Annotated in this window: 26 protein-coding genes; 18 read left to right on the top strand and 8 right to left on the bottom strand. The window is 68.6% G+C overall.

The features are described 5' to 3' along the window. Window positions 1-212: 212 nt before the first annotated feature. The 6 genes from FFS52_RS17265 (at window position 213) to malQ (ending at window position 6,520) form a co-directional block, all read left to right on the top strand. The gene (locus FFS52_RS17265) at window positions 213-1,163 is read left to right on the top strand and encodes a ParA family protein (protein WP_068971503.1); all 951 of its coding nucleotides are present in this window, start codon (window positions 213-215) and stop codon (window positions 1,161-1,163) included. A 56-nt stretch (window positions 1,164-1,219) separates the two neighbouring features. Beyond that, window positions 1,220-1,663 (top strand): lipoprotein LpqH, encoded by a 444-nt coding sequence (locus FFS52_RS17270; protein WP_058251911.1) that lies wholly within the window; start codon window positions 1,220-1,222, stop codon window positions 1,661-1,663. Window positions 1,664-1,846: 183 nt separating this feature from the next. Next, a complete protein-coding gene (locus tag FFS52_RS17275) occupies window positions 1,847-2,116 on the top strand; it encodes a GlsB/YeaQ/YmgE family stress response membrane protein (RefSeq protein WP_058251910.1) in 270 nt (89 codons plus the stop codon). A gap of 154 nt (window positions 2,117-2,270) precedes the next feature. Further along, window positions 2,271-2,924 carry an SDR family oxidoreductase gene (locus FFS52_RS17280; protein WP_165629752.1) on the top strand — a complete coding sequence of 218 codons (654 nt, stop codon included), beginning with the start codon at window positions 2,271-2,273 and terminating at the stop codon, window positions 2,922-2,924. Then, window positions 2,905-4,308, top strand: a complete 1,404-nt coding sequence (locus FFS52_RS17285) for an FAD-binding oxidoreductase (protein WP_137810412.1) — start codon at window positions 2,905-2,907, stop codon at window positions 4,306-4,308. The genes FFS52_RS17280 and FFS52_RS17285 overlap by 20 nt, the downstream gene beginning before the upstream one ends. 79 nt (window positions 4,309-4,387) lie before the next feature. Then, complete coding sequence (gene malQ, locus FFS52_RS17290; RefSeq protein ID WP_137810426.1) at window positions 4,388-6,520, top strand: 4-alpha-glucanotransferase; 2,133 nt, start codon at window positions 4,388-4,390, stop codon at window positions 6,518-6,520. Here the strand turns inward: malQ and FFS52_RS17295 are convergent. Further along, window positions 6,492-7,709: an MFS transporter gene (locus FFS52_RS17295; RefSeq protein ID WP_137810413.1), complete on the bottom strand. Its 1,218-nt coding sequence runs from the start codon at window positions 7,707-7,709 to the stop codon at window positions 6,492-6,494. The two genes, malQ and FFS52_RS17295, sit on opposite strands and share 29 nt — an antisense overlap. Before the next feature lie 118 nt (window positions 7,710-7,827). Between FFS52_RS17295 and FFS52_RS17300 the strand changes: the two genes are divergently transcribed. Continuing rightward, window positions 7,828-9,309: an NAD(P)/FAD-dependent oxidoreductase gene (locus FFS52_RS17300; RefSeq protein WP_137810414.1), complete on the top strand. Its 1,482-nt coding sequence runs from the start codon at window positions 7,828-7,830 to the stop codon at window positions 9,307-9,309. 48 nt (window positions 9,310-9,357) lie between these two features. Here FFS52_RS17300 and FFS52_RS17305 read toward each other — a convergent pair whose 3' ends face one another. Next, a complete protein-coding gene (locus FFS52_RS17305) occupies window positions 9,358-10,134 on the bottom strand; it encodes an SOS response-associated peptidase (RefSeq protein ID WP_137810427.1) in 777 nt (258 codons plus the stop codon). A 65-nt stretch (window positions 10,135-10,199) separates the two neighbouring features. Then, window positions 10,200-10,697, bottom strand: a complete 498-nt coding sequence (gene ybaK, locus FFS52_RS17310; RefSeq protein ID WP_068971504.1) for a Cys-tRNA(Pro) deacylase — start codon at window positions 10,695-10,697, stop codon at window positions 10,200-10,202. 177 nt (window positions 10,698-10,874) lie between these two features. On the opposite strand from ybaK, the gene FFS52_RS17315 reads away from it, so the two are divergent. From FFS52_RS17315 to FFS52_RS17330, 4 genes are all read left to right on the top strand, one after another. After that, window positions 10,875-11,684 carry a sigma-70 family RNA polymerase sigma factor gene (locus tag FFS52_RS17315; protein WP_058251904.1) on the top strand — a complete coding sequence of 270 codons (810 nt, stop codon included), beginning with the start codon at window positions 10,875-10,877 and terminating at the stop codon, window positions 11,682-11,684. After that, the gene (rsrA, locus tag FFS52_RS17320) at window positions 11,681-11,968 is read left to right on the top strand and encodes a mycothiol system anti-sigma-R factor (RefSeq protein WP_055475556.1); all 288 of its coding nucleotides are present in this window, start codon (window positions 11,681-11,683) and stop codon (window positions 11,966-11,968) included. The genes FFS52_RS17315 and rsrA overlap by 4 nt, the downstream gene beginning before the upstream one ends. A gap of 414 nt (window positions 11,969-12,382) precedes the next feature. Continuing rightward, on the top strand, window positions 12,383-12,598 hold the full coding sequence (locus FFS52_RS17325) for a biotin/lipoyl-binding carrier protein (protein ID WP_055475555.1): 216 nt from the start codon (window positions 12,383-12,385) through the stop codon (window positions 12,596-12,598). 42 nt (window positions 12,599-12,640) lie between these two features. Then, the gene (locus FFS52_RS17330; RefSeq protein WP_137810415.1) at window positions 12,641-14,146 is read left to right on the top strand and encodes a sensor histidine kinase; all 1,506 of its coding nucleotides are present in this window, start codon (window positions 12,641-12,643) and stop codon (window positions 14,144-14,146) included. Between the two features lie 121 nt (window positions 14,147-14,267). Here the strand turns inward: FFS52_RS17330 and FFS52_RS17335 are convergent, their stop codons facing one another. Further along, window positions 14,268-14,522: a WhiB family transcriptional regulator gene (locus FFS52_RS17335; protein WP_004023450.1), complete on the bottom strand. Its 255-nt coding sequence runs from the start codon at window positions 14,520-14,522 to the stop codon at window positions 14,268-14,270. Between the two features lie 414 nt (window positions 14,523-14,936). On the opposite strand from FFS52_RS17335, the gene FFS52_RS17340 reads away from it, so the two are divergent. Continuing rightward, window positions 14,937-16,127 carry an MFS transporter gene (locus FFS52_RS17340; RefSeq protein WP_055475553.1) on the top strand — a complete coding sequence of 397 codons (1,191 nt, stop codon included), beginning with the start codon at window positions 14,937-14,939 and terminating at the stop codon, window positions 16,125-16,127. Here FFS52_RS17340 and FFS52_RS17345 read toward each other — a convergent pair. Continuing rightward, window positions 16,064-17,014: a diacylglycerol kinase family protein gene (locus tag FFS52_RS17345; RefSeq protein WP_171011664.1), complete on the bottom strand. Its 951-nt coding sequence runs from the start codon at window positions 17,012-17,014 to the stop codon at window positions 16,064-16,066. The genes FFS52_RS17340 and FFS52_RS17345 overlap by 64 nt on opposite strands. A gap of 129 nt (window positions 17,015-17,143) precedes the next feature. On the opposite strand from FFS52_RS17345, the gene FFS52_RS17350 reads away from it, so the two are divergent. Next, window positions 17,144-17,575, top strand: a complete 432-nt coding sequence (locus FFS52_RS17350) for a hypothetical protein (protein WP_055475551.1) — start codon at window positions 17,144-17,146, stop codon at window positions 17,573-17,575. A 100-nt stretch (window positions 17,576-17,675) separates the two neighbouring features. Further along, window positions 17,676-18,464, top strand: coding sequence for an AAA family ATPase (locus FFS52_RS17355; RefSeq protein ID WP_055475550.1), 789 nt, complete (start codon window positions 17,676-17,678; stop codon window positions 18,462-18,464). A gap of 31 nt (window positions 18,465-18,495) precedes the next feature. Here the strand turns inward: FFS52_RS17355 and FFS52_RS17360 are convergent, their stop codons facing one another. After that, window positions 18,496-19,770 (bottom strand): hypothetical protein, encoded by a 1,275-nt coding sequence (locus tag FFS52_RS17360; protein ID WP_137810417.1) that lies wholly within the window; start codon window positions 19,768-19,770, stop codon window positions 18,496-18,498. A 16-nt stretch (window positions 19,771-19,786) separates the two neighbouring features. Next, the gene (locus FFS52_RS17365) at window positions 19,787-21,397 is read right to left on the bottom strand and encodes a DEAD/DEAH box helicase (protein ID WP_137810418.1); all 1,611 of its coding nucleotides are present in this window, start codon (window positions 21,395-21,397) and stop codon (window positions 19,787-19,789) included. A 287-nt stretch (window positions 21,398-21,684) separates the two neighbouring features. On the opposite strand from FFS52_RS17365, the gene FFS52_RS17370 reads away from it, so the two are divergent. Both FFS52_RS17370 and FFS52_RS17375 read left to right on the top strand, forming a co-directional pair. After that, entirely contained in the window at window positions 21,685-22,398 is a 714-nt protein-coding gene (locus FFS52_RS17370; RefSeq protein WP_078113366.1) for a ferritin-like fold-containing protein, read from the top strand. 125 nt (window positions 22,399-22,523) lie between these two features. Continuing rightward, window positions 22,524-22,754 (top strand): DUF3107 domain-containing protein, encoded by a 231-nt coding sequence (locus tag FFS52_RS17375; protein ID WP_004023442.1) that lies wholly within the window; start codon window positions 22,524-22,526, stop codon window positions 22,752-22,754. 78 nt (window positions 22,755-22,832) lie between these two features. Here FFS52_RS17375 and FFS52_RS17380 read toward each other — a convergent pair whose 3' ends face one another. Next, window positions 22,833-23,567, bottom strand: coding sequence for a TetR/AcrR family transcriptional regulator (locus FFS52_RS17380; protein WP_058251898.1), 735 nt, complete (start codon window positions 23,565-23,567; stop codon window positions 22,833-22,835). Between the two features lie 66 nt (window positions 23,568-23,633). On the opposite strand from FFS52_RS17380, the gene FFS52_RS17385 reads away from it, so the two are divergent. Together FFS52_RS17385 and moeZ are read left to right on the top strand one after the other, a co-directional pair. Then, on the top strand, window positions 23,634-24,677 hold the full coding sequence (locus FFS52_RS17385; RefSeq protein ID WP_055475547.1) for a DUF3152 domain-containing protein: 1,044 nt from the start codon (window positions 23,634-23,636) through the stop codon (window positions 24,675-24,677). A 58-nt stretch (window positions 24,678-24,735) separates the two neighbouring features. Then, window positions 24,736-25,944 (top strand): adenylyltransferase/sulfurtransferase MoeZ, encoded by a 1,209-nt coding sequence (moeZ, locus tag FFS52_RS17390; protein ID WP_055475546.1) that lies wholly within the window; start codon window positions 24,736-24,738, stop codon window positions 25,942-25,944. Window positions 25,945-25,972: the final 28 nt, after the last annotated feature.

Consider the following 25,972-nt stretch of genomic DNA (forward strand, 5'->3'; position numbering starts at 1 on the left):
CGGTCAATGCTCGACCCGGTCATTCTTACAGATATGGGTAATGCCCGCAGAATGAGGGTGGAAAAGACATTCGGCGTCGGATTCGCAGGTTCGAGGGGCCGGGCGGCCGTCGCGGCGCCACCGAACACCCGGTGGCCTACGCGTCGGCTCGGTAATCTACTCGCGACGCAGGACGCCCGAACAGCAGGGCGACCGAACAGACCGGGGACGCCATGCCGACGGTGATCGCGACCATCAGTCTCAAGGGCGGGGTCGGGAAAACCACGCTCACGGGAGGCCTCGCCGACTTCCTCGCCGGCGTCTTCGGCAAGAAGGTGCTGCTCGTCGACCTGGACGCCCAGACCAACCTGACGACGATGATGATCGGGCAGGAACACTGGCTGACGTGCAACGCCCGGCGGCACACCGTCGCGACACTCTTCACCGACCTGCTCGACGGTACGGAATCGTTCGACCTCGAGGGCAGCGTGCAGCGCGATGTCTCGACCGTCGCCGGGCTCACCGGGATCGACCTGCTGCCGTCGTCCCTGGACCTGATCGAACTGGCCGAGGAGCTCAGTGCTCACCGGGTTGCTGCGGACGACCATCTGGCGGCCGTCGAGGTCCTGACGAACGCGTTGGCCCCGATCGCCGGGCAATACGACTACATTCTCGTCGACTGCCCGCCCAACGTCGGACCGTTCAGCCTCAACGGGCTGGCGATGGCCGCCGCATATCTGATCCCGACCATCCCGGATGTCCTGTCCACATATGCGATTCCGCACATCCAGCGTCAGGTCGCCGATTTCGGCACCGAATTGGGGCGAGAAATCGTCGAATTGGGGGTCGTGATCACCAAGTACCGGGCGGCGTCGACCCTCCATCAGGACACGGTGCGACGACTGAGACGGGACACCTCGATCCAGAACGTCCTCCCGACCTATCTGCACGAGGGCAACGCGATCGGTGCCGCCGCCGACTTCGCAACCTGGCCGAGCCTGCATGCGAAGTACGGCTACCACGGCCACTACGAACAGTTCCGCGATCTGACCCGCGCCGTGATGGTCGAGGCCGACGCCGAACTCGCTCGGGCCGAACTCGCTCGGGCCGAACTCTCGGGGGCGGTTCCGAGTTCCCGCGGCCCATTCGATCGACCGACGCCGAACCGCAGCTCAGGCGTCTAAGTTCGTCTCAGCCGCCGACCGGTGGCGCCTCGTTCGACTCCTCAGGAGCTCCCATCATGCGCAAAGTGCACATCACCTCGGTTCTCGGCGCCGCAGCACTGGCCGTCGCCCTCACGGCGTGCGGTTCCGATGACTCGGCGTCGGGTGGCACCGACGCGGAGGCCACCGTGACCGTCGACGGTCAGGAACTGGAACTGGCGGACAAGACGGTCGGGTGCACCGACGCCGCGGGCAAGGTGACCATCGGGATCGGATCGGGTGGGGGCTCGGGTATCGGCGTCGTCCTGACGTCGGGTGACTCGCCCGAGGTGGAGTCCGTGGGGCTGGGCTCGCTCGACGGTGTGGTGCTGGCCTATCAGAAGGGTGCCGGCGGCGGCAGCGGCGAGGTCACCAAGGACGGGGACACCTACACGGTCACCGGTGACGCATCCGGGATCGATCCCGCCAATCCGACCGAGCCCGTGACCAAGTCCTACGAGATCAAGGTGACCTGCCCCTGATCCCGGTTCCGCCGCTTGGTCTCGGTCCGGTGACCGGTCCGGTCTCGATGTGTACACATTTTCCCCGGACGCTGTTTGGCGCTCTGTCGGGCTGGGTACGTTCCGATTTGTAGCGATTCGAGAGGTCTTCGCGATCTCTAACGATTTGCACAACGGATCAACGACGACCCTTTAGGAGCAGACATGTGGGCCATCCTCGTATGGATTGTGATCGGCGGGCTCGCCGGCTGGATCGCCAGCAAAATCATGGGAACCGATGCACAACAGGGAATCATCCTCAACATCGTTGTGGGCGTCGTTGGCGGCTTGTTGGGCGGCTGGTTGTTGCAGGCGTTGTTTGACGTGGAGGGTGGTGGCATCTTCCTCACGTTCGTGACCTGCCTCGTTGGTGCATGCATCTTGCTGTTCATCGTGAAGCTGGTGACCGGGCGCGGTCGTCGAACTCGCGTCTGACAGCAGAGAATCTCCGCCCCGGCTCGACGTTCGCATCGAACGTCGGGCCGGGGCGGAGTCGTGTCTCGGCCGTGTCCGGTGCGCGCATGTGCGTACGTTGGATTGGGTACGAGAGTGGCGACCGCACAAGTGAGCAACCGAAAGTGAGCATCCAGTGACTCGAGTGGCGATCATCGGCGGACACGGCAAGATAGCGCTGCGGCTGGCGCGGATTCTGTCGGAACGCGGCGACGAGGTGACCTCGATCATCCGCAATCCCGAACACGCCGAAGACGTCGCGGACACCGGGGCCGTTCCCGTGGTCGCCGACGTCGAGACCCTCGACACCACCGGCATCGCCACCGCGATCTCCGGCCACGACGCGGTGGTGTGGACCGCGGGGGCCGGCGGCGGCGATCCGAAGCGGACGTACGCCGTGGACCGCGATGCCGCGATCCGGTCCATGGACGCCGCCGTGCGGGCCGGAGTCCGCAGGTACGTGATGGTGTCCTACTTCGGCGCCGGACCCGATCACGGTGTGCCCGAGGACAACTCTTTCCACGCCTACGCCGAGGCCAAGGCGGCTGCGGACACGTACCTGAAGTCCACGGAACTCGACTGGACGATCCTCGGACCCAGCAAGCTGACCGACGAGAACGGCACCGGCAGCATCACGCTCGGCGGCGACCGGGTCGAGGGTGACCAGGTCAGCCGGGACAACGTCGCCCAGGTCGCGGCGGCCGTTCTCGACCATCCGGCGGCGGTGCACGAGGTGATCGAGTTCAACGACGGCGACACCCCGATCCTCGATGCCTTCCCACGGTCCTGAGGAGCCGGATTCCCCTCTTGCCGCCGTTATCGCGGCTTGTCGCGCGATCGTCGGCGACGCGCATGTCCTCACCGACCCGGACGCCACGGCAGGGTTCCTGACAGACTGGACCGGGCGGTATCGCGGAGCGGCGGAGGCGGTGGTCCGGCCCCGCACCACCGACGAGGTCTCGCGCGTGCTCACCGAATGCGACCGGTCGGGCATCCGGGTCTGCGCGCAGGGCGGCAACACCGGACTCGTCGGCGGCTCGGTGCCACCGGCCGCCGCCGTCGGCGAGCGCTGGATCGTGCTGTCGACGGTGCGGATGACCGACATCGACGAGGTGGACACCGTCGGTCGTTGTGTCGGCGCCCAGGCCGGCGCGACCGTCGAATCCATCGACCTCCGCGCCGCGGCGCACGGCCTGTCGTTCGGTATCGACCTCGCCTCCCGCCAGAGCGCGACCGCGGGCGGGGTCGTGTCGACCAATGCCGGTGGGACGCGGATGATCCGGCGGGGCAACGCGAGGTCGCAGATCGCGGGGATCGAGGCCGTCCTGGCCGACGGCCGCGTGCTCCGCCGGTGGACATCCCTCGTCAAAGACAATGTGGGATACGACCTTCCAGCCCTCCTGGCCGGTAGCGAGGGAACCCTCGCGGTGATCACCCGGGTCCTGTTCCGACTCGTCGCGCCGCCCTCGGCCGCGACCGTCGCGGTCGCCTCGATCGAGCGCGTCGAGAACGCCATCGGGCTGATCGGCGCCGCGTCGGCGGCGGGACTGACCGTCGAGGCCGCCGAACTGATGACCGAGGCCGGGGTTGCGCTCGTCGCCGAGTACGGGCACCGGCGCCCGACGACGCCGGGACCGTTCTATGTCCTTCTCGAGGCGTCGGGGACCGGGGACATCGAGACCGCGACCGCCGAGCTCCTCGGTGATGCCACCGGGATCATCGACGCCGTGCTCGCGCCGGCGCCGGCTCGCGCCCTGTGGTCCGGTCGCGAGGGCCACACCGAGGCCATCGCCCGGTCGAGCGCGACACCGGTCGTCAAGCTCGACATCTCGGTTCCGATCCGGGCACTGCCCGAGGCATTCGCCGAACTGTCCCGTGTGGGTGACGAAAACGAATTTTCCTGTCGGCCGATTCTTTTCGGACACGTCGGTGACGGCAACATCCACGTCAACCTGCTCGACGTCCCGCCGGCGCAGGCCGGCGCGGTCACCGACCACGTGTTCGGGATCGTGGCCGCCAACGGCGGGAGCATCAGTGCCGAGCACGGTATCGGCCGCGCGAAGTCGGCCTGGACGCACCTCGGCCGCGACGCCACCGACCTTGCGACCATGCGCGCGATCAAGGACGCGCTGGACCCGCGGGGAACCCTAAACCCGGGGGTGATCTTTCCGTGAGGACCGAACCGGTGGACCGAACCCGGCGGCGCGGGCGGCGGGCGCACGGAAATCCTGCGATCATGCACGGGTGGCTGATGTGAACCTCGATGGGTTGACCGCACTGGCGGATCGCTACGGCGTCGCTTCCAGCTATGTCGGCTGGGGTGACGAGCGGCACGAGGTGGACCAGGACACATTGGTCGCGGTGCTCCGGGCGCTCGACGTCCCCGCGGGTTCGCCCGAGGAGATCGAGAACTCGATTCGCGAGATCGACGAACAACCGTGGCGTGAGTTCGTCCCGGCCGTGACCGTCGTGACCGAGGGCTCGGGAGCCACGTTCGCCGTGCATGTTCCGCACGGGCACCTGGTGAAGGTGTGGGTGGTCAGCGAAACCGGTGACGACGTCGCGGCCCCCCAACTCGATGTCTGGGTCGAGCCGCGCGAGGTCGACGGCGTGCTGATCGGCCGTGCGACGTTCGCCGTGCCCGACGACCTCCCCACCGGATATCACCAGATCAAGGCGATCGATCTCGACGATTCATCGGCCTCGAGCGCGCCCCTGATCGTGACGCCGCGCCGACTGCACACCGCCGACCGGCTGATCGGCCGGAAGCGATGGGGACTCGCCGCGCAGCTGTACTCGATCCGATCGGCTGACTCGTGGGGCGTGGGCGACTTCGCCGATCTCGCCGGGATCTGCGAGGTGGCCGCCAGCGCGTACGGCGCCGACTTCGTCCAGGTCAATCCACTTCACGCCGCCCAGCCGAAGGCGCCGATCGAGGCGTCGCCGTACCTGCCGGTGACGAGACGATTCGTCAATCCGCTCTACATCCGGATCACCGACATCCCCGAGCTGGACGGGCTGTCGAAGTCGCAGCGCAAGTGGGTCAAGGCGTTGAAGCGCAGCTTCCTCGACGAGAACACCGCGACCGACAAGATCCGGCGCAACAAGGCATTCCGCGCCAAGCTGGAAGCGCTCGAACTCATCTACGGCGTCCCGCTCGCCCCGGCTCGTGCGCACGCCTACCGCGCATTCCGGCGCCGGGAGGGGAAGGGCCTCAAGCGTTTCGCGACGTGGTGCGCGCTGGCCGAGCGGTACGACGCCGACGACCCGCGCTGGCAGGGCAAGTTCGCAGACCCCGCGTACATGAAGAAGAAGCGTCGAAAGATGGCCCGGCGCATCGACTTCCACATGTGGCTGCAGTGGATCTGCGACGAGCAACTGGCCACCGCCGCGCACGCGGCGCGATCGGCCGGCATGGAGATCGGTGTGATGGCCGATCTCGCGGTCGGGGTCGCTCGGCACAGCGCCGATGCGTGGGCCCTCGGTGACGTGCTCGCCTCCGGTGCGAGGGTGGGGGCGCCGCCCGACGGTTTCAACCAGCAGGGCCAGGACTGGGACCAACCGCCGTGGCATCCACGACGCCTCGCCGAGGCCGGTTACGAGCCCTACCGCGACATGATCCGCACCGTCCTCCGACACGCGGGCGGTGTGCGCGTCGACCACATCCTGGGATTGTTCCGGCTCTGGTGGATACCCGACGGCAGCAGCCCGGCCCAGGGCACCTACGTGCACTACGACAGCGAGGCGCTGATCGGCATCCTGGCGCTCGAGGCGCAGCGCGCCGACGCGGTGGTCGTCGGCGAGGATCTCGGGGTGTTCGAACCGTCGGTGCAGGACTCACTCCGCGAACGCGGAATCCTCGGCACGTCGATCCTGTGGTTCGAACAGGGGCCCGACGCCGCGACCCCGCCCGAGGACTACCGCGAGCTGTGTCTGACCTCGGTGACGACCCACGATCTGCCCCCGACCGTGGGATATCTGGCGGGCGACCACATCACGCTGCGATCGCGGCTGGGCCTGCTCGCCTCCGGGGAGGACGCGGAGCGGGCGCGCGATGCACGTGAACGCGACGCCGTCCTCGAACTCGCCTACGAACGCGGCCTGCTGTCCCGGGACACCCCGCTGACCGACCCGAAGGTCGTCGACGCTCTCTACGCCGTGATCGCCCACAGCCCGTCGGTACTGCTGAGCGTCGCCCTGGTGGATGCGGTGGGGGAGCGACGAATCCAGAATCAGCCGGGCACCGACAGCAGTCAGTACCCGAACTGGTGTGTCCCGCTGGCCAATTCGGAGGGCGACGTCGTGCTCGTCGAGGACCTCGTCAGCAGCGTGCGCTTCCGCCGCCTCATCTCGGTGCTCAACGAGTCGGGCGTGCCAGGTTCCTGACCGAGACGATGGTCAGTACGAGTGCGATGAGGGCCAGCACGGCGACCCCGATGTTGAAGGCGATCCCGGCGGGCCGGAGACCCCAGTGCTGCGCGGTGATTCCCTGGCCGACGATCGGGATCGAGATCGCGACGTAGGCGACGACGAAGTAGGTCGAGGTGACCTCGGCCTTGCGTCCCGCCGGGGTCGCCGCGACCACCGACGCCAGTCCCTTGCTGAACGACATGCCCTGCCCCACACCGCAGATCACCGCTCCGCCCAGCAACGCCGGGGTCGATGCGGCGACCAGTCCCAGGATCGACAGGCCGGTCCCGAGGATGAGGATGGCGCAGCCGGCGATCAGGGCCGGTTCGGTCGGCATCCGGCGCACGACGATCTGGGTGACCGCTGAGGACGCGAACAGGACGAACACCAGGAAACCGGTGAACGCGTGGTCGTCGATGCCGAGGATGTTCGTGACGAAGGACGGCATCACGCCGGTGAAGGTGCCCATCACCGCGAATCCGGCGAAGGCCGCGATCGACGCCCGGACGAAGACGCCGCGGATGTCGGCCGGGACCGACAGCCGCTGGATGCTCAGCCGGGCGCCGGGGACGACGTCCACCGTCTCGGGCAGCCGCCAGATGCCGAGGAAGACCAGGACCAGTAGCGCCAGATCGAGTACGAACGGGGTGTGCAGCGGGGACGGGGCGTACTCGGCGAGGACTCCGGCGATCAGCGGTCCGAGGCCCAGGCCGCCGATGTTGGCCGCGGTCGCCACGGCCGGGGCGCGTCCCCGCCACGACGCGGGGGCCAGTTCGATGACCGCGGTGGTGGCGGCGCCGGCGTAGATACCCGCGGACAGACCCGACAGCACCCGGCCCAGCAGCAACTGCCAGACCGGGCCGGCCGTGAGGAAGACGACGGCGCTGACCGCCGACAGAATCGCGCCGGCGATGAGCATCTTGCGCCGGCCGATGACGTCGGACCAGCGTCCGAAGCCGATCAGCGCGGCGATGACGCCGGCGGCGTACACGGCGAAGATCACGGTCGTGGTGGTCACGCCGAAACCGAGTTCCTCGCCGTAGATCGCGTAGAGCGGTGTGGGCAGCGTGGTGCCCAGCATGATCACGGCGAAGGCGTAGACCGCCGCGGCGAACGATGCGCCGGTCGGCGCAGGGGAGGCGGGTGTATGCGAACGGTCAGACATGGCAGCTGACACGCTACCGCCGCGTCCGGGAGGGTCTGGCCCTGGTCTCCCGGCTGTGTGCTGGGTTACGGTAACTGTCGGTAACGGTAATTCAGGGTGACCGAAGAGGGGGTGTCGGATGCAACCAGAGCTCGACGTCGTGATCGTGGGTGCCGGCTTCGGCGGGATGGGTGCCGCGATCGAACTGAAGCGACAGGGCTTGGACAACATCGCGATCCTCGAGCGGGAGGACGACCTGGGCGGGACGTGGCACGTGAACCACTACCCGGGACTCGCCGTCGACATCGCGTCGGTGACCTACTCCTATTCCTTCGAGCCCAACCCGTACTGGTCCCGGCTGTTCGCCCCCGGAGCGGAGCTGAAGCGTTACGCCCACCACGTGGCCGACAAGTACGACCTCAAGCGGCACATGGAATTCGGAACGGTCGTCGAGACCGCGACCTGGGACCCCGACGAGCAGCTGTGGCGCGTCCGCACCGCATCCGGCACCGAACGCACGGCGCGTTATCTGGTGACCGCGACCGGGTTCCTGTCCCAGCCGCACGTCCCGGAGTTCCCGGGCATCAAGAACTTCGCGGGCACGATCCTGCACACCGCGGACTGGCAGGACGGGTTCGACTTCACCGGTAAGAAGGTCGCCGTGATCGGTACCGGCGCGACCGCGGTGCAGCTCATCCCCGAGATCGCCGCCCGCGCCGAGGCCCTGACCGTCTTCCAGCGCACCGCGATCTGGGTGGTGCCCAAGATCGACTTCGCGATCCCGCCGCTCGTCCAGCAACTGTTCGGCCGGTTCCCGCTCACCCAGCGTGCTGCGCGACTGGTGAACTCGTCGCTTCTCGAACTGCTGATGGTGTTCGGCGTCCTGCACTACAAGCAGGTGAAGCCCGGCAACAAACTCGCCGCCCGACTGGCCCAGGCGCACCTGCGGCGCCAGATCGCCGACCCGGAACTACGGCGGAAGCTCACCCCGGACTACGACTTCGGCTGCAAACGCCCCACCTTCTCCAACACCTACTTCGCCAGCTTCGCCCGGCCGAACGTGACCCTGCAGACCAGTGGCATCGCCCGCCTCGAAGCCGATGCGATCCTCGCCGCGGACGGCACCCGGACCGAGATCGACACCCTCGTCCTCGCCACCGGGTTCAACCTCTGGGACACCAACTTCCCGGCCTTCGACATCGTCGGCCGGGACGGGCGCAACCTCGGCGAGTTCTGGCGCGAGAACCGCTTCCAGGCCTACGAGGGCGTCACCGTCCCGAAGTTCCCGAACCTGTTGTCCCTCAACAGTCCTTACTCCTACAGCGGCCTGTCGTACTTCACGACCATCGAAGGGCAGATGAAGCACATCGCCCGCCTCTTCGGAGAACTGCGCCGCCGCGGGCAACGGACGTTCGAGGTGACCGAGGAGGCCAACGACGCCTTCCTCGACGAGGTGACCGACCGTCTGCAGTCCTCGGTGTTCTACAACGGGGACTGCGCGACGTCGCGCAGTTACTACTTCAACCAGCACGGCGAGGCGACGCTGCTCCGCCCAACCTCGACGCTGCGAACTCTCCGCGAGATGGACTCGTTCCCGTTGCGCGACTACGAGTTCAGCTGAGCGACCGCCGTCACTGGTCTCTGAGGAGCGCCCGGAGCTTGCGGCGCGTCACAACGGGTTCAGCAACTCCGGCCCGTTGTTGGCGACGCGGTTGACCAGCGGGGCGACCTCGCGGATCGCGATCGCGTCGACCAGCGATTCGGCCGGCGGGGCGAACAGCTCGTCGGGTGCCCGGCCGTCCGGGTCGAGCCAGGCATCCCAGTGCTCGTACGGCATGATCAGCGGCATCCGGTCGTGGACGTCGCGCAGCTCCCCGACCGCGTCGGTGGTGAGGATGGAACAACTGAGGAGCGGCTGGGCGGCCTTCTCGGACGACTCGGCGTCGGTCTTGGGGTGCCAGACCGACCACAGCCCGGCCATGAAGAGCCGGGTCCCGTCCTGCGGCGACATGAAGAACGGGATCTTGGTGGGTTTGCCCTTGCTGTCGGCCGGACCCTTCTTCCACTCGTACCAGCCGTCCATCGGCACGAGGCAACGCCGCGACTTGACCGACGAACGGAACGAACTCTTCTCCGCGGCGCTCTCGGCGCGCGCGTTGAACAGCAGCGGCCCCTTCCCGACCTCCTTGGCCCACGGCGGCACCAGCCCCCAGCGCATCGCGCGGACGCGGAGCAGCGGATCGTCGTCTGGATCGTCGGGCGAGTGTCGCTTCACGACGGTCATCACGGTCGTGGTGGGCGCGACGTTGTAGTTCACGCCCGGTGACCGGGGCGCCGCGTCGAGATCGGTGGAGTCCGCACCCGCCGGCTGGGGTACCTCGTTGACCGCATCGATCTCGGCTGCCAGCTTCGCCGGGTCGGTGGTCACCGCATAGCGTCCGCACATGGTGTCCATGCTGCCCTAGTGGGTGCCCCGCCACCGGGATGAGTGGCCGTTCCGACAGCCGACGATCAGCCGACGGCGATGTCGGCGACGACGGCCTCGGTGACGGACACCAGATCGGCCGGGGCCAGCTCGATCTCGAGCCCGCGCTTGCCGGCGCTGCACAGCACCCGGTCGAAATGCGTGGCCGACGAGTCGACGACGGTCGGCAACAGGGTCCGCTGGCCGACCGGGGACACGCCGCCGAGAACGTAGCCGGTGGTCCGGGTGACCGCCTTGGCGTCGGCCATCTTCGCCTTCGACGCGCCGAGTGCGGCGGCCGCCGATTTGAGCGACAGCTTGGCCGGCACCGGGACCACCGCCACCGCCAGGCCGGGCCGGTCCCCGCCGGAGAGTTCGATGACCAGCGTCTTGAAGATCTGCTCGGCACGGACACCGAGGGTTTCGGCGAGAGCGGCGACCGCCTCCGCGCCGTAGGCCTCCGATCGGGGGTCGTGCGCGTACCGGTGCACCGAGTGGTCGATCCGGGCGCGTTCGAGCGCGGCGATCGCCGGGGTGGACGCCATGGTCGGTTACCTCCTGGTCGTGAGCGGGGTCGCGGCTGAGCGCGTGCGCACGAGGCCGCGGTGATCCGCGCCGAGACGATCGCGGGGGCGGGCCGGGAACAAACCGCGCGGTGCGCTCTGTTGGGACTGATCGGACAACGGACGTATGAAGACGGACACGAAGGAGGTCAGAGGCATATGAGCACAGCGGCCGTGATGGAGCTCCCGCAGCGCGTCGAACCGAGGCCTCTCTCGGTGGGGGACGGGTCGGTAAGCTTGATCGACAACATCTCCGTGATGCCTCCCATCGAAGGGATCGTAGTGTCCGACACAGAAGCATCCGACACAGAGTCACCCGATTCCGGCCGTACCGGGAGCGCCAAGGCGCCTCGCCGGGCCGATCCGAACGAGTCGCCGGAACAGCTGACCGAGCGGTTCGAGCGTGACGCGCTGCCGCTGCTCGACCAGATGTACGGTGCCGCGCTGCGGATGACCCGCAATCCCGCCGACGCCGAGGACCTGGTCCAGGAGACCTACATCAAGGCGTTCACCGCGTTCGCGTCGTTCCGGGAGGGCACCAACCTCAAGGCCTGGCTCTACCGGATTCTCACCAACACCTACATCAACGGCTACCGCAAGAAGCAGCGTCAGCCCGCGCAGTACCCGACCGACGAAATCACCGACTGGCAGATCGCGGCGACCGCCGAACACACCTCGCAGGGGTTGCGGTCGGCGGAGATCGAGGCGCTCGACGCCCTCCCCGACGACGAGATCAAGGCCGCGCTGCAGGAATTGCCGGAAGACTTCCGGATGGCCGTCTACTACGCCGATGTGGAAGGCCTGCCGTACAAGGAGATCGCCGAGATCATGGACACCCCGATCGGTACCGTCATGTCCCGACTGCACCGCGGTCGCCGTCAGCTGCGTGAGCTGCTGGCCGACGTCGCGCGTGAGCGCGGGTTCAATCGTTCCGCACGTGCGGCGGCGGATGCGGAGGTGGCGCGATGAGCGACGTCGATCCGGAGCTGACCCAGCTCGACTGCTCGGCCGTCATCGCCGATGTCTGGCTCCTGCTGGACAACGAGTGCGACCAGAACGCCCGGGAACGACTCCAGGGCCATCTCGACTCCTGCCCGTCGTGCCTGGCGCACTACGGCATCGAGCAGCAGCTCAAGGCGCTCGTCAACCGGAAGTGCGGCGGCGACCAGGCACCGCAGAGCCTGCGCGACCGTCTGCGCATCGAGATCCGCAAGACCGTGATCGTGCACGAGGTCTCCGAATCCGATCGCTGATCGCGTCGAGAACACACCAAAAAGCCCGGGCGGCCTGTGAAGGCCGTACCCGGGCTTTTTGGCTTGCTCGCTCGCCGAGACCGCGTGGTGCGGTGATCAGGCGTTGGGGCGCTTGCCGTGGTTGGCAGCGTTCTTCTTACGAGCACGCTTCTTGCGTCCGCGCTTTCCCATGACGCATCTCCTTCATTGCGGGGCGGGCGCCGTGGGACCGGGCCCGCCGTGTACTGGTTCAGCTGTGCTGAGACAACCCTGGCATCGGCCGGGGAGGACATCCCTGGTGTCATCCGGGGAAGACATCCCTGGTGATCGGGACATCACAGTGTCTCAGGGATTCTCCCACGTACCAAAAACACCTCTGCTGACGCCCCCGGCACCGGGACCTCCGGGTATGACGCCGTGGGCTAATTTGGGTGCATGGCAGAAGACGTTGTGGCAGAGATCGTCGCGAGTGTCCTCGAGGTGCGCGTCGCCGCGGGGGAGCAGATCGAGGTCGGCGACACCCTGGTCCTGCTGGAGTCGATGAAGATGGAGATCCCCGTGCTGGCCGAGGAGCCGGGCACGCTCGCCGAGGTCAAGGTCGAGGTCGGCGACGTCATCCAGGCCGGCGATGTGATCGCCGTCTACGAGTAGTAGTGAACCGGCCCCGGCCCGTCGTCGCCCCCGTGTCCTGAGATGTCCACCCTCTCCGACCTGCTCGCCGAACACACCACGCAGTCCGACTCGGCAGCCGCGCATCTGCAGCGCCTCGTCGCCGAATGGCAACTGCTCGCCGACCTCTCGTTCGCCGACCTCCTGTTGTCGGTGCGCACGGAGGCGGGCGCGGTCGTCACGGTCGCGCAATGCCGTCCCAACACGGCCTCGACGGTCTTCCCGACCGACGAGGTCGGCCGCGTCATCGACACCGAAGCCCATCCACAGGTGTTGCGCGCCTTCACCTCCGCCCGCATCCTGCGCGACGAGGACCCCACCTGGTTCGGCGCGACGGCCATGCGGCAGGAAGCGGTTCCGGTCGGCTTCGACGGCGAGGTGATCGCCGTGGCGACCCGAGCTGTCGACCTCACCCACCCGCGCCTGCCGTCGCCGCTCGAACTCGCTTATCAGGACTCGGCCGACGACCTGTGCCAGATGGTCGCCGACGGCACCTTTCCGCATGAGGAGGGGAATCCGCGCGGCTTGTCGACGCCCCGCGCCGGCGACGGCTTCGTTCGTCTCGACGGACAGGGCCTCGTCACCTACACCAGCCCGAACGCGCTGTCGGCCTTCCACCGGATGGGGTGGACCGCCGAACTCAATCACACCCGCTTGTCCGACGTCGTCAAGCAACTCATCACCGAACCGTTCGAGGCCGACGACGTCGCACTGATGCTCGACATCGCGGCCGGCGTCGCCGAGATCCCGACCGGCCCCTACCGCGACATCGGGATGCGCGTGGAGGCAGACGCCCGCCGCGCGACGGCCCTGATCCGCGCCGTGCCGCTCCGTCCGCGCGGCGAGACGACCGGAAGCGTCGTCCTGATCCGGGACGTCACCGAGGTCAAGCGACGCGACCGCGCACTCATCAGCAAAGACGCCACCATCCGCGAGATCCACCACCGGGTGAAGAACAACCTGCAGTCGGTCTCGGCGCTGTTGCGACTACAGGCGCGGCGCACGTCGAACTCCGATGCCCGCGAGGCGCTCAACGAGGCGGTGCGCCGAGTGGCCTCCATCGCGCTCGTCCACGAGTTGTTGTCGGGCAGCGTGGACGAGGAGGTCGACCTCGACGAGGTCGTCGATCGTCTGGTCCCGATCCTGGTCGATGTCGCGTCGGGGGAGGCGCGGGTGGCTGTGCGCCATCGCGATCGGCTCGGCGTGCTGACCGCCGAACTCGCGATGCCGCTGGTGATGGTCCTCACCGAACTCATCCAGAACGCGATCGAACACGGCTTCGACGGCGCGCCGCACGATGACGCCGAGATCGCGGTCGTCGCCGAACGGGATGTGCGCGGCCTTCGAATAGCGGTCCGCGACAACGGTTCCGGTCTCCCGGAGCATTTCGATCTGGCCACGTCCGACCATCTCGGCCTGCAGATCGTCAAGACCTTGGTGTCCATCGAACTGGGCGGTGAGCTCGACATCCGGTCCAATCCGGGTGGCCCGGGAACCGAAGTGGGTGTCTACATTCCGCTGCGCTCGTGAGCCGTGGTCGCGTACCGCATTGTCTGACCGCGGTTTCCGCCGGACGGTGGGGACGAGAGCACGAAAAAACCCGGCCGCGGCCGGGTTTCTTCGAGTCCGGGACGATGCCGGCCGTCGAGGCCTAGACGCTGCTCCGGGTACGCGTACGTGCGGTACGGCGCTTGAGTGCGCGTCGCTCGTCCTCGCTCATGCCGCCCCACACTCCGGCATCCTGGCCGGACTCGAGGGCCCACGACAGGCAGTCGGCGGTGACGGGGCACCGCGCGCAGACGAGCTTCGCGTCGGCGACCTGTGCGATGGCCGGGCCGCTGGTCCCCACGGGGAAGAACAGTTCCGGATCCTCGTCGCGACAGATGGCCTTGTGACGCCAGTCCATTCCACTACTCCTTCGGGCGCGTTCGCACCACTCGATCGTCTTGCTGGTGATTGTCGGCTGTAACTCTCAGTTCACGCGGCGCACCAAATGTTTCCGCGTTGTTGCTTGTGAATACTTTCACGAATCGGGCCGAAGTCAATGGGTTTGCTTCACACGTGGGCAACATCACGTCACCCGCCTAGCACTACGGTCGCGGACTCCCGAAGGGGGGTCCGGGCACTTTGTCTCACGGCCTTGTTGTAGCCTACGCGTCTCGCGGCGGTACTGTCGACGACTTTCTGCAGGTCGCGACCCCGTCGCCGGTGAAAAACGCTCGTGACGTGGCCGGACGCCGAGGGTATTGTTCACCACATGCGCCGACGATGTTGATCCACACCGCCCCGGCGGCCCCACCGCAGGCTGACAGCCGCGGCGGTGGGCTCCGCCCTCCTCGAAGACCTCATCCCGCTCTACCCGCTGTACGCCGTCCTCTTCGCCGACCCCGGGATTCCGGGCGCCGGGCTCGGGCCCGCCGAGATCTCGGCGCTGTTCGTGATCTGGTCGGTGTCGTCGGTGATCGTCGAGGTCCCCACCGGTGTGCTGGCCGACCGCGTGTCCCGACGGAAGCTGCTGGTCGCCGGTCCGCTGATCACCGCGTCGGGTTTCGCGCTGTGGACGGTGGCGCCGTCGTTCGTTGCCTTCGCCGCCGGATTCGTCCTGTGGGCCCTCGGTGGAGCGTTGCGGTCCGGCACGACACAGGCGCTGGTCTACGACGAGCTGAACCGGCTGAGGCGCTCGCAGGACTACGCCCGACTGACCGGGCTCATGCGGGCGGCCGGGGCCATCGGAGTGATCGGCGGCACCGCGGCGGCCGCACCGTTGTTCGCGTGGGGCGGCTACGACGCCGCAGGCGCCGCCAGCGTCGTCGCCTGCGTGTTGTGTTCGGTGATGTCGGCGATGCTGCCCGAGGGTCGAGAGGCCGCCGCCGATCCACCGGAACCCGAGGACGCGGACCCCGACCTCGGTTGGCGGGAGATCGTCCGCCACGGCTGGGGCTCGGTGCGGACGCAGCCGGTCGCACGGCGCATGTTGCTGCTGGGTGTGGCGCTGACCTGGGTCGCGGCGCTCGACGAGTATCTCCCGTTGCTGATCGCGTCGTTCGTGGTCGACGCCGCCGCCGAGCCCGATCCGGCGGCGGTCGCGCTGCTGATGATCGTGGTGTCGGCCGGTGACATCGGCGGCGCGCTCGCGGCGGGGCGGTTCCGGTCGGTCGACGCGATCGGGCCGGCGGTGGGGGTGGGCGCGGTCGTGCTCATCGGGTCGGCGCTGTGGGGGCACCCGGTGGGCGCCGCGGGCGTCGCGACGGCGTTCGGGATCCTGGGGTGGGCGCGGGTCGTGGCCGACGCCGAACTGCAGGACCATCTGAGATCGGCATCGCGGGCCACCGTCACCTCGCTGGCCGGGATGGGCGAGGAGGTGGTCGCGATCCTGGCCTTCGCCGGCTGGGCGCTGGGGTCGACATGGCTGGGTCCGGCCGGGCTCTTCGCGGCGGCGGCGCTGCCCTACGTCGTGATGTCGGCGGTGCTGATCGGCGGTGCGATGACCGTGAGGGCGTCGCGGCGATGACGAAAACGTATGTCGCGGAACGCCCCGATGTAATCGCCGTCCATCTGTACGTCGATCGGGGCCTCCGCGCGGAAGCACACCTCGTCGACGTCGTCATCCCGAAAGAGGTGGCGTGCCTTGGGATCTGCCTGTGACAGGAGTCGCGTCGCCAGCGGGAGGTTACGGAACACACCGGTGGAGGTCGCCACGAACACCCCGAGGCCGGTGTGGAAACCGGTGCCGGGGTTGGTGCGGATCTCGCGCGGTCCGAGATAGGTCCACGGGCTGGTGTTGGACACGAAACCGTAACGCGCGCCGACGATCCGGTTCCGGCCCGGGATCTCGACGTCGAACGTGGCCGACGAACCGGACTGCTTCAGGAAGCTGGTGATCGTGGTCCACAGGTATCGGGCCGGCGTCGCGGTCTTGCCCGCGTGCCGCTTGTCCTCCATCGCGTGGATGACGACCGCGTCCATGCCCATGCCCGTGTTGAACAGGAACCAGCGGTCATCGGTGTGGCCGAGTCCGATCCGGCGACTGCGTCCCGCGTCGAGGAGGGTGATGATCTGCTGTGTCGCGAGCAGCGGGTCGGGATCGATCCCCAGCGTGCGGGCGAAGACGTTGGCGCTACCGCCGGGGATCACGGCCAGGGCGGGCCGCCGCCGGTCGGGATCGCTGCTCGACGGCGGGTCGAGCAGTCCGTTGGCGGCCTCGTTCACCGATCCGTCGCCGCCGTGCACGATGACGGTGTCGAAGTCCTCGGCCGCGGCGCGCGCGGCGAGCTCGAACGCATGCCCGCGGTGCGTGGTGAGTTCGACGTCGAGGTCGAAATGCGCGCTCAGGGTGTGCGCCAGCGCGTCGCGACCGGCCGGACTGGTCGCGGTGGCGAACGGGTTGACGATGAGCATGACACGCACGACACCCGAGGATATGGGGTCGTCGCCGCCCGCGCGTAATCGCGCGGATGTGTACGGCGCCATCGCTCCGGTGCGCACACCCGCGGAGGTCCGCGCGAGAGGACCAAATATCCTGGGACGGTGAGCACCGAGAACGGCCGTCCGGAGTCCGACACCGATCCGTCGGTGACCCCGCGCCAGATCAAGATCGCGGGTGCGGTGACCACGCTGCAGGGGCTGGCCGGTGTTGCGGTCGCGGTGATCCTGGTCGTGCGCGGCCTGGCCGGGCACGAGGAGACCACCATCAGCGGCTACGGCACCGCGGCCTGGTTCGGCATCATCGGCGGGGGAGTACTGGTCGGCGGTCTGGCGCTGCTCTCGGGGCGGCGGTGGGGACGCTCGATCGCCATGGTGGCGCAGATCCTGCTGCTGCCGGTGGCGTATTACCTGTTCACTAGCGGATGGCCGGTGTTCGGCGTGCCGCTGGCGCTCGCGGCGCTCGCGGTCCTGGTGATGCTGTTCAGTCCGGCGTCCATGAGGTGGCTCGCCGACGAACTCGAACCCGAGCGCTGACATCCTCCTCCGGCCGGTTCTCCTCCGTCCGGGTGCGCCGCGCAGCCGAGGTGGACTCTCATCCGACGATCCACGCCCGGGCGGTCGTACAGTAGGGCGCATGACGCGTATCCTCGCGATTGCCAATCAGAAGGGTGGGGTCGCCAAGACCACCACGGTGGAGTCCCTCGGTGCCGCCCTCGCCGATCTCGACGTCTCGGTCCTCGTCGTCGATCTCGACCCGCAAGGGTGTCTCACCTTCTCGCTCGGGCACGATCCCGATCAGCTCACCTCCTCGGTCCACGACGTGTTGCTCGGTGACGAGGAGATCGCCGATGTCCTGCTCGACACCGAGGACAAGGTCACCCTGCTGCCGGCGACCATCGACCTGGCCGGCGCCGAGGCGCTGCTGTTGATGCGCCCGGGGCGGGAGTATGCCCTCAAGCGTGCACTCGCGGAGGTGAGCGAGGACTTCGACGTCGTGATCGTCGACTGCCCGCCGTCGCTCGGCGTCCTCACGCTGAACGGTCTCACCGCGGCCGACGAGGTGATCGTGCCGCTGCAGTGCGAGACGCTCGCCCATCGCGGCGTCGGACAGTTGTTGCGCACCGTCCGGGAGGTCCAGCAGATCACCAACCCGAACCTCACGATGCTGGGTGCGGTGGCCACCCTCTTCGACGCCCGGACCACGCACAGCCGCGACGTTCTCGCCGACGTCGCCGATCGGTACGACCTGCCGGTGCTCGACCCGCCCATCCCGCGCACAGTGCGTTTCGCCGAGGCCTCCGCCTCCGGGACGTCGGTCATGCGGGGCCGAAAGAACAAGGGCGCGACGGCATATCGCGCGCTCGCCGAGAATCTGTGGAAGCACTGGGAGGCGGGCGCCGAGGTCGGCACCTTCGAGGTCTGACAGTCGGGTCTGCGGTCGGGGGCCGTGGGGGTCAGCCCGGGCCGAAGGCCTCGATCCGGGGTCCGTGCTGTTCGACGACGATGTCGCCGAGGACACGCAGACTCACCACGGGCGCGGCCGGTCCGCTCCGGGCGAGCGGGATGGACCGGATCTCCCGGCCGGTCGCGACGTCGCGGACGCTGATCCCGGTGGTACTCGGCAGCAGGAGTTGTCCCGCCATCATCTGGCCGGGTCCCAATGTGCCGGGGACCTGGTAGATCGGATTCAGCGTCTGGGCATTCAGGACGACGGTCGCCTTCCCGGTCCAGTAGGTGACGATCCCGTCGGAGGAGATCGGGACGCTACCGGCCGGTGGCGTCGAGTCGCCGGCGACGGTGTTGGTCCCCGCCGCGTTCGCGTCGGTGTCGAACCGGCGGATCGCCGGCCCGCTCTCGGCGTCGAACGTGGGCGGTTCGGCCGGTGCGGCGCCACCGTCGTACACGGCGATCCCCGACGACGACATCGCGATGACCACGGGCGGCGGTCCGCTCACGTCGCCGGTGATGAGGGTCGACCCGTACTGTTCGACCTTCTCGTCGTCGCCGAGTACCGCGCCGAGGACCGTGAGCCGATACCCGGGGTCGTCGGCGCAGCGTTCGACGACGGCCACCCGATCTCCCGACACCACCGACGAGAACAGCTCGCAGTCGACGCGATCGGGCGCGTCCTCCGGTCGGACCGGCGCCTCGACCCGGCCGTATTCGATTCCGCGAACGAGATTGGAACCCCAGGTCTCCATCCGGCGGGGGCCCTGCGCGACGACGTACCCCGAGTCGGTCGCGAGCCGGACCTCCGGGTCGGCGTCGCTGGTGCGGGCGCCCTTCCGGCTGCCGGTGCCCGCATCGAGAGCGGTCACCTCCGAGCAACCGCGGCTGTTGCGGTAGACGGCCAGCGCCAGATCGGCGCTCCCGGTCCAGGCGGTACCGACCGCACACAGGTCGAGATCGCGGCTGTACGACCAGAGTTCGCGTCCGGTGGCCGGGTCGTGCCCGACCACCCGTCCGCCGTTCCCGGTGACGACGGCGGAGGTGCCGATCGCCGGGGCGCGGGTGGCGTCGGAGTCGGCCCGCCAGCGCGCGACGAAACTCGCGGGCACGGACTGTGCCGGCTGCACCGCGGCGGGTACGGCCGCGGCCGGCACGCTCGCGGTGTGGCGAACCGGGCTGAGGGCCCAGGCGGTGACGCACAGGGCCGCGACGACGACCACGATGGCCGCGGTGACCGCGAGATCGATCGGGCGGCGCCGTTCGGGCCTGACTCGTGCCACGCGGGTCAGCCGGTGGTCAGTCGGCGACAGCTGCCGTGGACTCCGACGCGCCGGCGTCGGACGCGGTGGTCTGCTCGCCGGCGGGCTTGCGGTTGGCGCCACCCCGACGTCGACGACGGCGACGCGGCTTCGCGGTGCCGTCAGCGGCAGGCGTTCCGGCGTCGGCGCCGGACTCGGTCGTCGTGGTCTCGGTTGTCGCGGACTCAGCAGCCGCTTCGGTGGACGTCCCATTGGCGTCCGTCTGTCCGCCCCGGGTGCGACGGCGGGTGCGGGTCGAGCGCTTGCGCGGCTCGCGGTCCGCGCGCGTCTCCCGGGTCTCGTCGGGGTCGCGCGGCGGCTTGGCGGCGGCGATCCGGCCCGTCTTCGACTCGTCGATCGACAGGTCCGACCGGAGGTGTTCCGACGTCGAGTAGGTCTCCGGCGGATCGGGGATACCTAGATTCAGCGCCTTGTCGATGAGCTCCCAGCGGTGCAGCTCATCCCAGTCGACGAGGGTCACCGCGATGCCCGTGCGCCCGGCGCGACCGGTACGGCCGATGCGGTGCACGTAGGTCTTGTCGTCTTCGGGGCACTGGTAGTTGATGACATGGGTGACGTCGTCGATGTCGATGCCGCGGGCGGCCACGTCGGTGGCGACCAGCACGTCGATGGTGCCGTCGCGGAACCGCTTGAGCGCCTTCTCGCGGGCGACCTGACCGAGATCGCCGTGGACCGCGCCGACCTTGAAGCCGCGCTCGGCGAGATCGTCGGCGACCTTCTGCGCGGTGCGCTTGGTGCGGGTGAAGATCATCGTGGCGCCGCGACCCTCGGCCTGCAGGATGCGGGCGACGAGCTCGGCCTTGTCCAGCGCGTGCGCCCGGTAGGCGTACTGCTTGGTGCGGTCGTGGACCGCGGAGTCGTTGGCGTTCTCGGCCCGGATGTGGGTCGGCCGGTTCAGGAACGTGCGGGCCAGGGTGACGATCGGACCGGGCATGGTCGCCGAGAACAGCATCGTCTGACGAGGCGTCGGCAGTGCGGACATGATGCGCTCGATGTCGGGCAGGAAGCCGAGGTCGAGCATCTCGTCGGCCTCGTCGAGGACCAGGATCGACACCTTGCCGAGGACGAGGTGGCCCTGCTGGGCGAGGTCGAGGAGCCGGCCCGGGGTGCCGACCACGACGTCGACACCGGACTGCAGTTCGGCGATCTGCGACTCGTAGGGACGGCCACCGTAGATCGAGGTGACCTTCAGCGGTCGCTTCGTCCCATCGGCCAGGGTCACCTCGAGCGACGGCGCCGCCACCTGGAGATCGCCGGTCACCTGCACGCACAGCTCGCGCGTGGGCACGATGATCAGCGCGCGGGGCGTGGTGTCCAGCGGACGGACCCCGGACTCCTCGGCATGGGCGAGCCGGTGCAGCAGCGGGATGCCGAAGCCGAAGGTCTTGCCCATGCCGGTGCGGGCCTGGCCGATGAGGTCGTGGCCTTCGAGCGCCAGCGGCAGGGTCAGTTCCTGGATCGCGAAGGTGTGGGTCTTGCCGTCTGCGGCGAGGGCCGAGACGATACGGTCGTCGACGCCGAGCTCGGCGAAGGTGGGGGCGGTGTGGGTGTCGTCGACGATGGTCGTCTGCACGGCGGAATCGCTCATGTGCGGTTGTGTGCCTTTCTGGGCCGGTCTGCGCGCGATGTGTTTCGGTGCGCGCACGGAGAAGGCTCGAAAGTGCACGCGCATATGTCGTAGTGGCACCGGGGATGTGACCGGGTATCGCGAGGAACTCGCAGTTCGGCGAGCAACGCCGTCGTCACATCCACACGCTCGCGCCGGCGAGCACGCGCTCCACGCGCAGCTCAGCGGGCAAGCGACGGGGGGTCCCGTCGGAGTGCACCGCCGTCGAGTGTACTTGGTGCCCCGCGGCGGCCCGCTACCATCACCTCATGGCGCCTGCATCCGACCCGTCCGAGTCGACCCCGTCACCTGCGACGTCCACCTCGGTGGCGTCGGCCGAGATGCGGGATTCGGCGATCGGGAAGCTGTTCGCCGTGCTGCTCGCCGGCGAATTCGCCGCGTTCCACCGGCTCATCGAGGAGTCGGCGATGGCGCCGGATGTGCCCAGCCGCATCGCGATCGCCCGGATGGCGGCCTCCGAGGTCGGCCACTTCGACCGGCTCGCCGAGCGGGTGGAGGCGATGACCGGCCTCGGCGCCGCGGAAGCCGTCGAGCGCTACCGTTCGGTGTTCGATCAGTATCACCGCGCGACGACGCCGAAGACCTGGTACGAGGCGCTGGTCAAGGCGTATGTCGGCGACGGACTCGCGGCCGACTTCTACGCCGAGCTCTCCGACATGCTGCCGCCGGACTCGCAGGCCGTGATGGCCGAGGTGATGTCGGAAACCGCCAACTCCCAGTTCGCCCGTGAACAGGTCCGGGCGGCCGTCGAGGCCGACCCGTCGATCAAATCGGCCCTGGTGTTGTGGGGCCGCCGGCTGCTCGGCGAGGCCATCACCCATGCGCAGTGGGTTCTCGCCGCCGAGGAAGAGGTCACCGATCTGCTCTTCGCCGGGGCCAGTTCGCTGACCGGCGTCGCCGGGTTCTTCGACGTCGTCGCCGGCAAACACGCCGAGCGGATGGCCGACCTCGGCCTAGCCTGAGCCGGACCTGACCACGGCGGAGTAGGCCGACGGTGTTTCGCTCTGAGCGGAGTGGCTGTCCCGCCGCACCCCGGCTGCACTAGCCTTGTGCGGCAAGCGTTGACAGACACCGAGGAGGGCGGCACATGGCCGTGGAAGTGAAGATCGGCATCACCGACAGCCCGCGGGAGCTGACCATCGCGTCGACCCTGACCAGCGACAAGGCCTTCGCCGAGGTCGAGGCGGCACTGGGTGGCAAGCAGCAGCTGTTGTCCCTCGTGGACGACAAGGGCGCCCGCTACCTGATCCCGGTCACCAAGATCGCCTATGTCGAGGTGGGCGCGTCGGAGAACCGCCGCGTCGGATTCGGTTCCTGACCGGCCGCGCAACCAGATCGACGAGAAGGGGCCTGTACGCCGGATGGCGTGCAGGCCCCTTCTCGTGTCGCAAGTGGTTCAGGCAGTGCCGTTGACAGTCGGCCCGCTCGCTTCGCTCCCGGCGCCGGTCGCATCCGGCTGCGCGTCGGCCACACTCGGCTCGACAACCGGCTGCGCGTCAGCCGACGCCGTCTGTCGCGGGAAGTGCGACAACCCGCCCCAGAGGAGGGCGACCGTGGTGTCCACGGCGGTCTGCTTGTCGACCGGGCGCTTGGCCTCGAGCCAGTAGCGGGCGTTGACCTGGCTGGCACCGACGAGCCCCGACGCGAGCATCCGCGAACGGTACGGATCGAGACCGGAATCGTGCATGACCAAGCCGTACACGGCGTCGACGCACGCCTCGGTCGCGCCCTCCACCCGGCGGATGACGGCGGGATCGGAGGCGTCGGAGGAGAAGATCAACCGGTAGCCCGAGTTGTCCTGATCGATGAAGTCGAAGAAGGCCTGGACCGCGGCACGGACGCGCTTGCGGTTGTCGGTGGTCGTCCGCAGGGCGGTGTTGACGTCGCTGACCAGCTTCTCGGCGTGGCTGTCCACGACCGCGATGTAGAGGTCGAGCTTCGACGGGAAGTGTTGATACAGAACGGGTTTGCTCACTCCCGCGTGCACCGCGATCTCATCCATGCCGGCCGCGTGGTAGCCGCGTTCGACGAAGATCTCACTGGCCGCGTCGAGCAACTGCATACGTCGTGCGCTGCGCGGCAGGCGAGTGCTGCGGCCGGGCACGGCGGACGCGTTGGTTGCGGTCGACATGCCCAAGAGAGTACTCGGCGGAGCTTCCTGCGCAGTATCGGTGGTCTGCTGTGAGAAAGTTGACCGGTGAGCCGCACAGAGGACGGTGGCCCCGGGTCCGAGCGTGGCCGGGTGCGTGCCAAGGATGTCGGCCCGAGATCGTCGGGACGCCCCAGACCGGACCAGCCGCTACGAGCGCGCTGGGACCCGACCGACGACAGCGGACGTCCCCGCGTCGACCGCGATGCCCAGCCGGAATACAAGAAGCAGTCGGCGCTCGGGCGGTTCGTCTCGACCTATGGGTGGCGTGCCTATGCGATCCCGGTGCTCACGATCCTGACGATCGCGCTGATCGTCGTCACCATCCGGGACGGCCGGACCGATGCGCTCGAGCCGGCGGCGGCCGCCAGCCCCGACTCCGCGGCGCGCAACACCGACATCAGCAAGGAGACCCGCCCGATCGGTGCCCCCACCGGCGACATCCAGGCGGCCGCGCTGCCCGCCGGGACGCTGCCCCAGGGCGGCCCGTTCACCGACCGGGCCCGCAAGACGTTCCGGGTCCTGCGCGGCGGCGGTCCGCCCGTCGGCACCGGCGGGCAGGTGTACACCTACACGGTGGAGGTGGAGAACGGCCTCAACCCGCAGGACTACGGCGGTGACCCGACCTTCGCGAAGATGGTGGACACGACGCTCGCCAACCCGCGCAGCTGGATCGGCGACGGCCGCGTGTCCTTCCGCCGTGTCGACCGCGGCGAACCCGACCTCCGCATCTCGCTCACCTCGACCGGCACCACCCGCGAGTTGTGCGGCTACCAGATCCGCCTGGAGACCTCGTGCTATTACCCGCCGCAGGCGCGGGTAACGCTGAACGAAGCCCGATGGGTGCGCGGTGCGCTGTCCTATCAGGGTGACGACGTCGCCTACCGGCAGTACCTCATCAACCACGAGGTCGGTCACGGCATCGGCTACGAGGCGCACGAGGCGTGCCGCGAGGACGGCGCGCTCGCGCCGATCATGATGCAGCAGTCCTTCGGCGTCGCGAACTCCGAGATCATGGCTCTGGACCCGCAGATGAAGGCCAACCGGACCTTCGTGTGCCGTCCCAATCCCTGGCCGTTCCCCACCCGCTGACCGGGAATGCCGCCGCGGACTCATCCGTTGTGCCGGGGGTACGTAGTCAGCCCGAACAATGGAGGCGTTCGTGTCATCGCAAGGGTCGCCCACAGGGTCGCTGCCGCCGCTGGTGGAACCGGCCGCGGAACTGAGCAACGAAGAGGTGGCCCGCTACAGCCGTCACCTGATCATCCCGGACGTGGGGATGGACGGTCAGAAGCGTCTGAAGAACGCCAAGGTGCTGGTGATCGGCGCCGGCGGACTGGGTTCGCCGACGCTGCTGTACCTCGCTGCGGCGGGGGTCGGGACGATCGGCATCGTCGAGTTCGACATCGTCGACGAATCCAACCTGCAGCGCCAGGTCATCCACGGCCAGTCCGACATAGGCCGGCCCAAGGCCGAGAGCGCGCGGGACTCCATCCTGGAGATCAACCCCTTCGTCACCGTCAACCTGCATGACCAGCGGCTCGAGCCCGAGGGTGCGATCGAACTGTTCTCGCAGTACGACCTCATCCTCGACGGCACCGACAACTTCGCGACCCGGTACCTGGTCAACGACGCCGCGGTCCTCGCGCACAAGCCCTACGTGTGGGGGTCGATCTACCGTTTCGAGGGTCAGGCCTCGGTCTTCTGGGAGGACGCCCCCGACGGCCGCGGGCTCAACTACCGCGACCTCTACCCGCAGGCACCGCCGCCCGGGATGGTGCCGTCCTGCGCCGAAGGCGGTGTACTCGGCATCCTCTGCGCCTCGATCGGATCGATCATGGGCACCGAGGCCATCAAGCTGATCTGTGGGATCGGCGAGCCCCTCCTCGGTCGTCTCATGGTGTACGACGCCCTCGACATGACCTACCGGACCATCAAGATCCGCAAGGATCCGGAGGGTGAGCGGATCGCCGGCCTCATCGACTACGACGACTTCTGCGGTGTCGTCTCCTCGGAGGCGTCCGACGCCGCCGCGGGGTCGACGCTGACCGCCGTCGAACTCAAGCAGAAGATCGACGCGGGCGAGAAGCTGGCGATCATCGACGTCCGGGAGCCCGTCGAATGGGACATCGTCCGCATCGACGGCGCGACCCTCATCCCGAAGGGCGACATCCTCTCCGGCGAGGGTCTCGCCAAGGTGCCGCAGGACCGGCCCACCGTGCTCTACTGCAAGACCGGCATCCGGTCCGCCGAGGCGCTCGCTGCGCTGAAGCGAGCCGGTTTCGCCGACGCCACGCACCTGCAGGGCGGCGTGACCGCGTGGGCGAACCAGGTCGACAAGACGTTGCCGGTCTACTGAGCCCGGTCATCGATCCGCACGTCGGTGC

Source organism: Gordonia sp. ALPHA1B1 (assembly GCF_005502615.1).
Classification (GTDB): domain Bacteria; phylum Actinomycetota; class Actinomycetes; order Mycobacteriales; family Mycobacteriaceae; genus Gordonia; species Gordonia hongkongensis.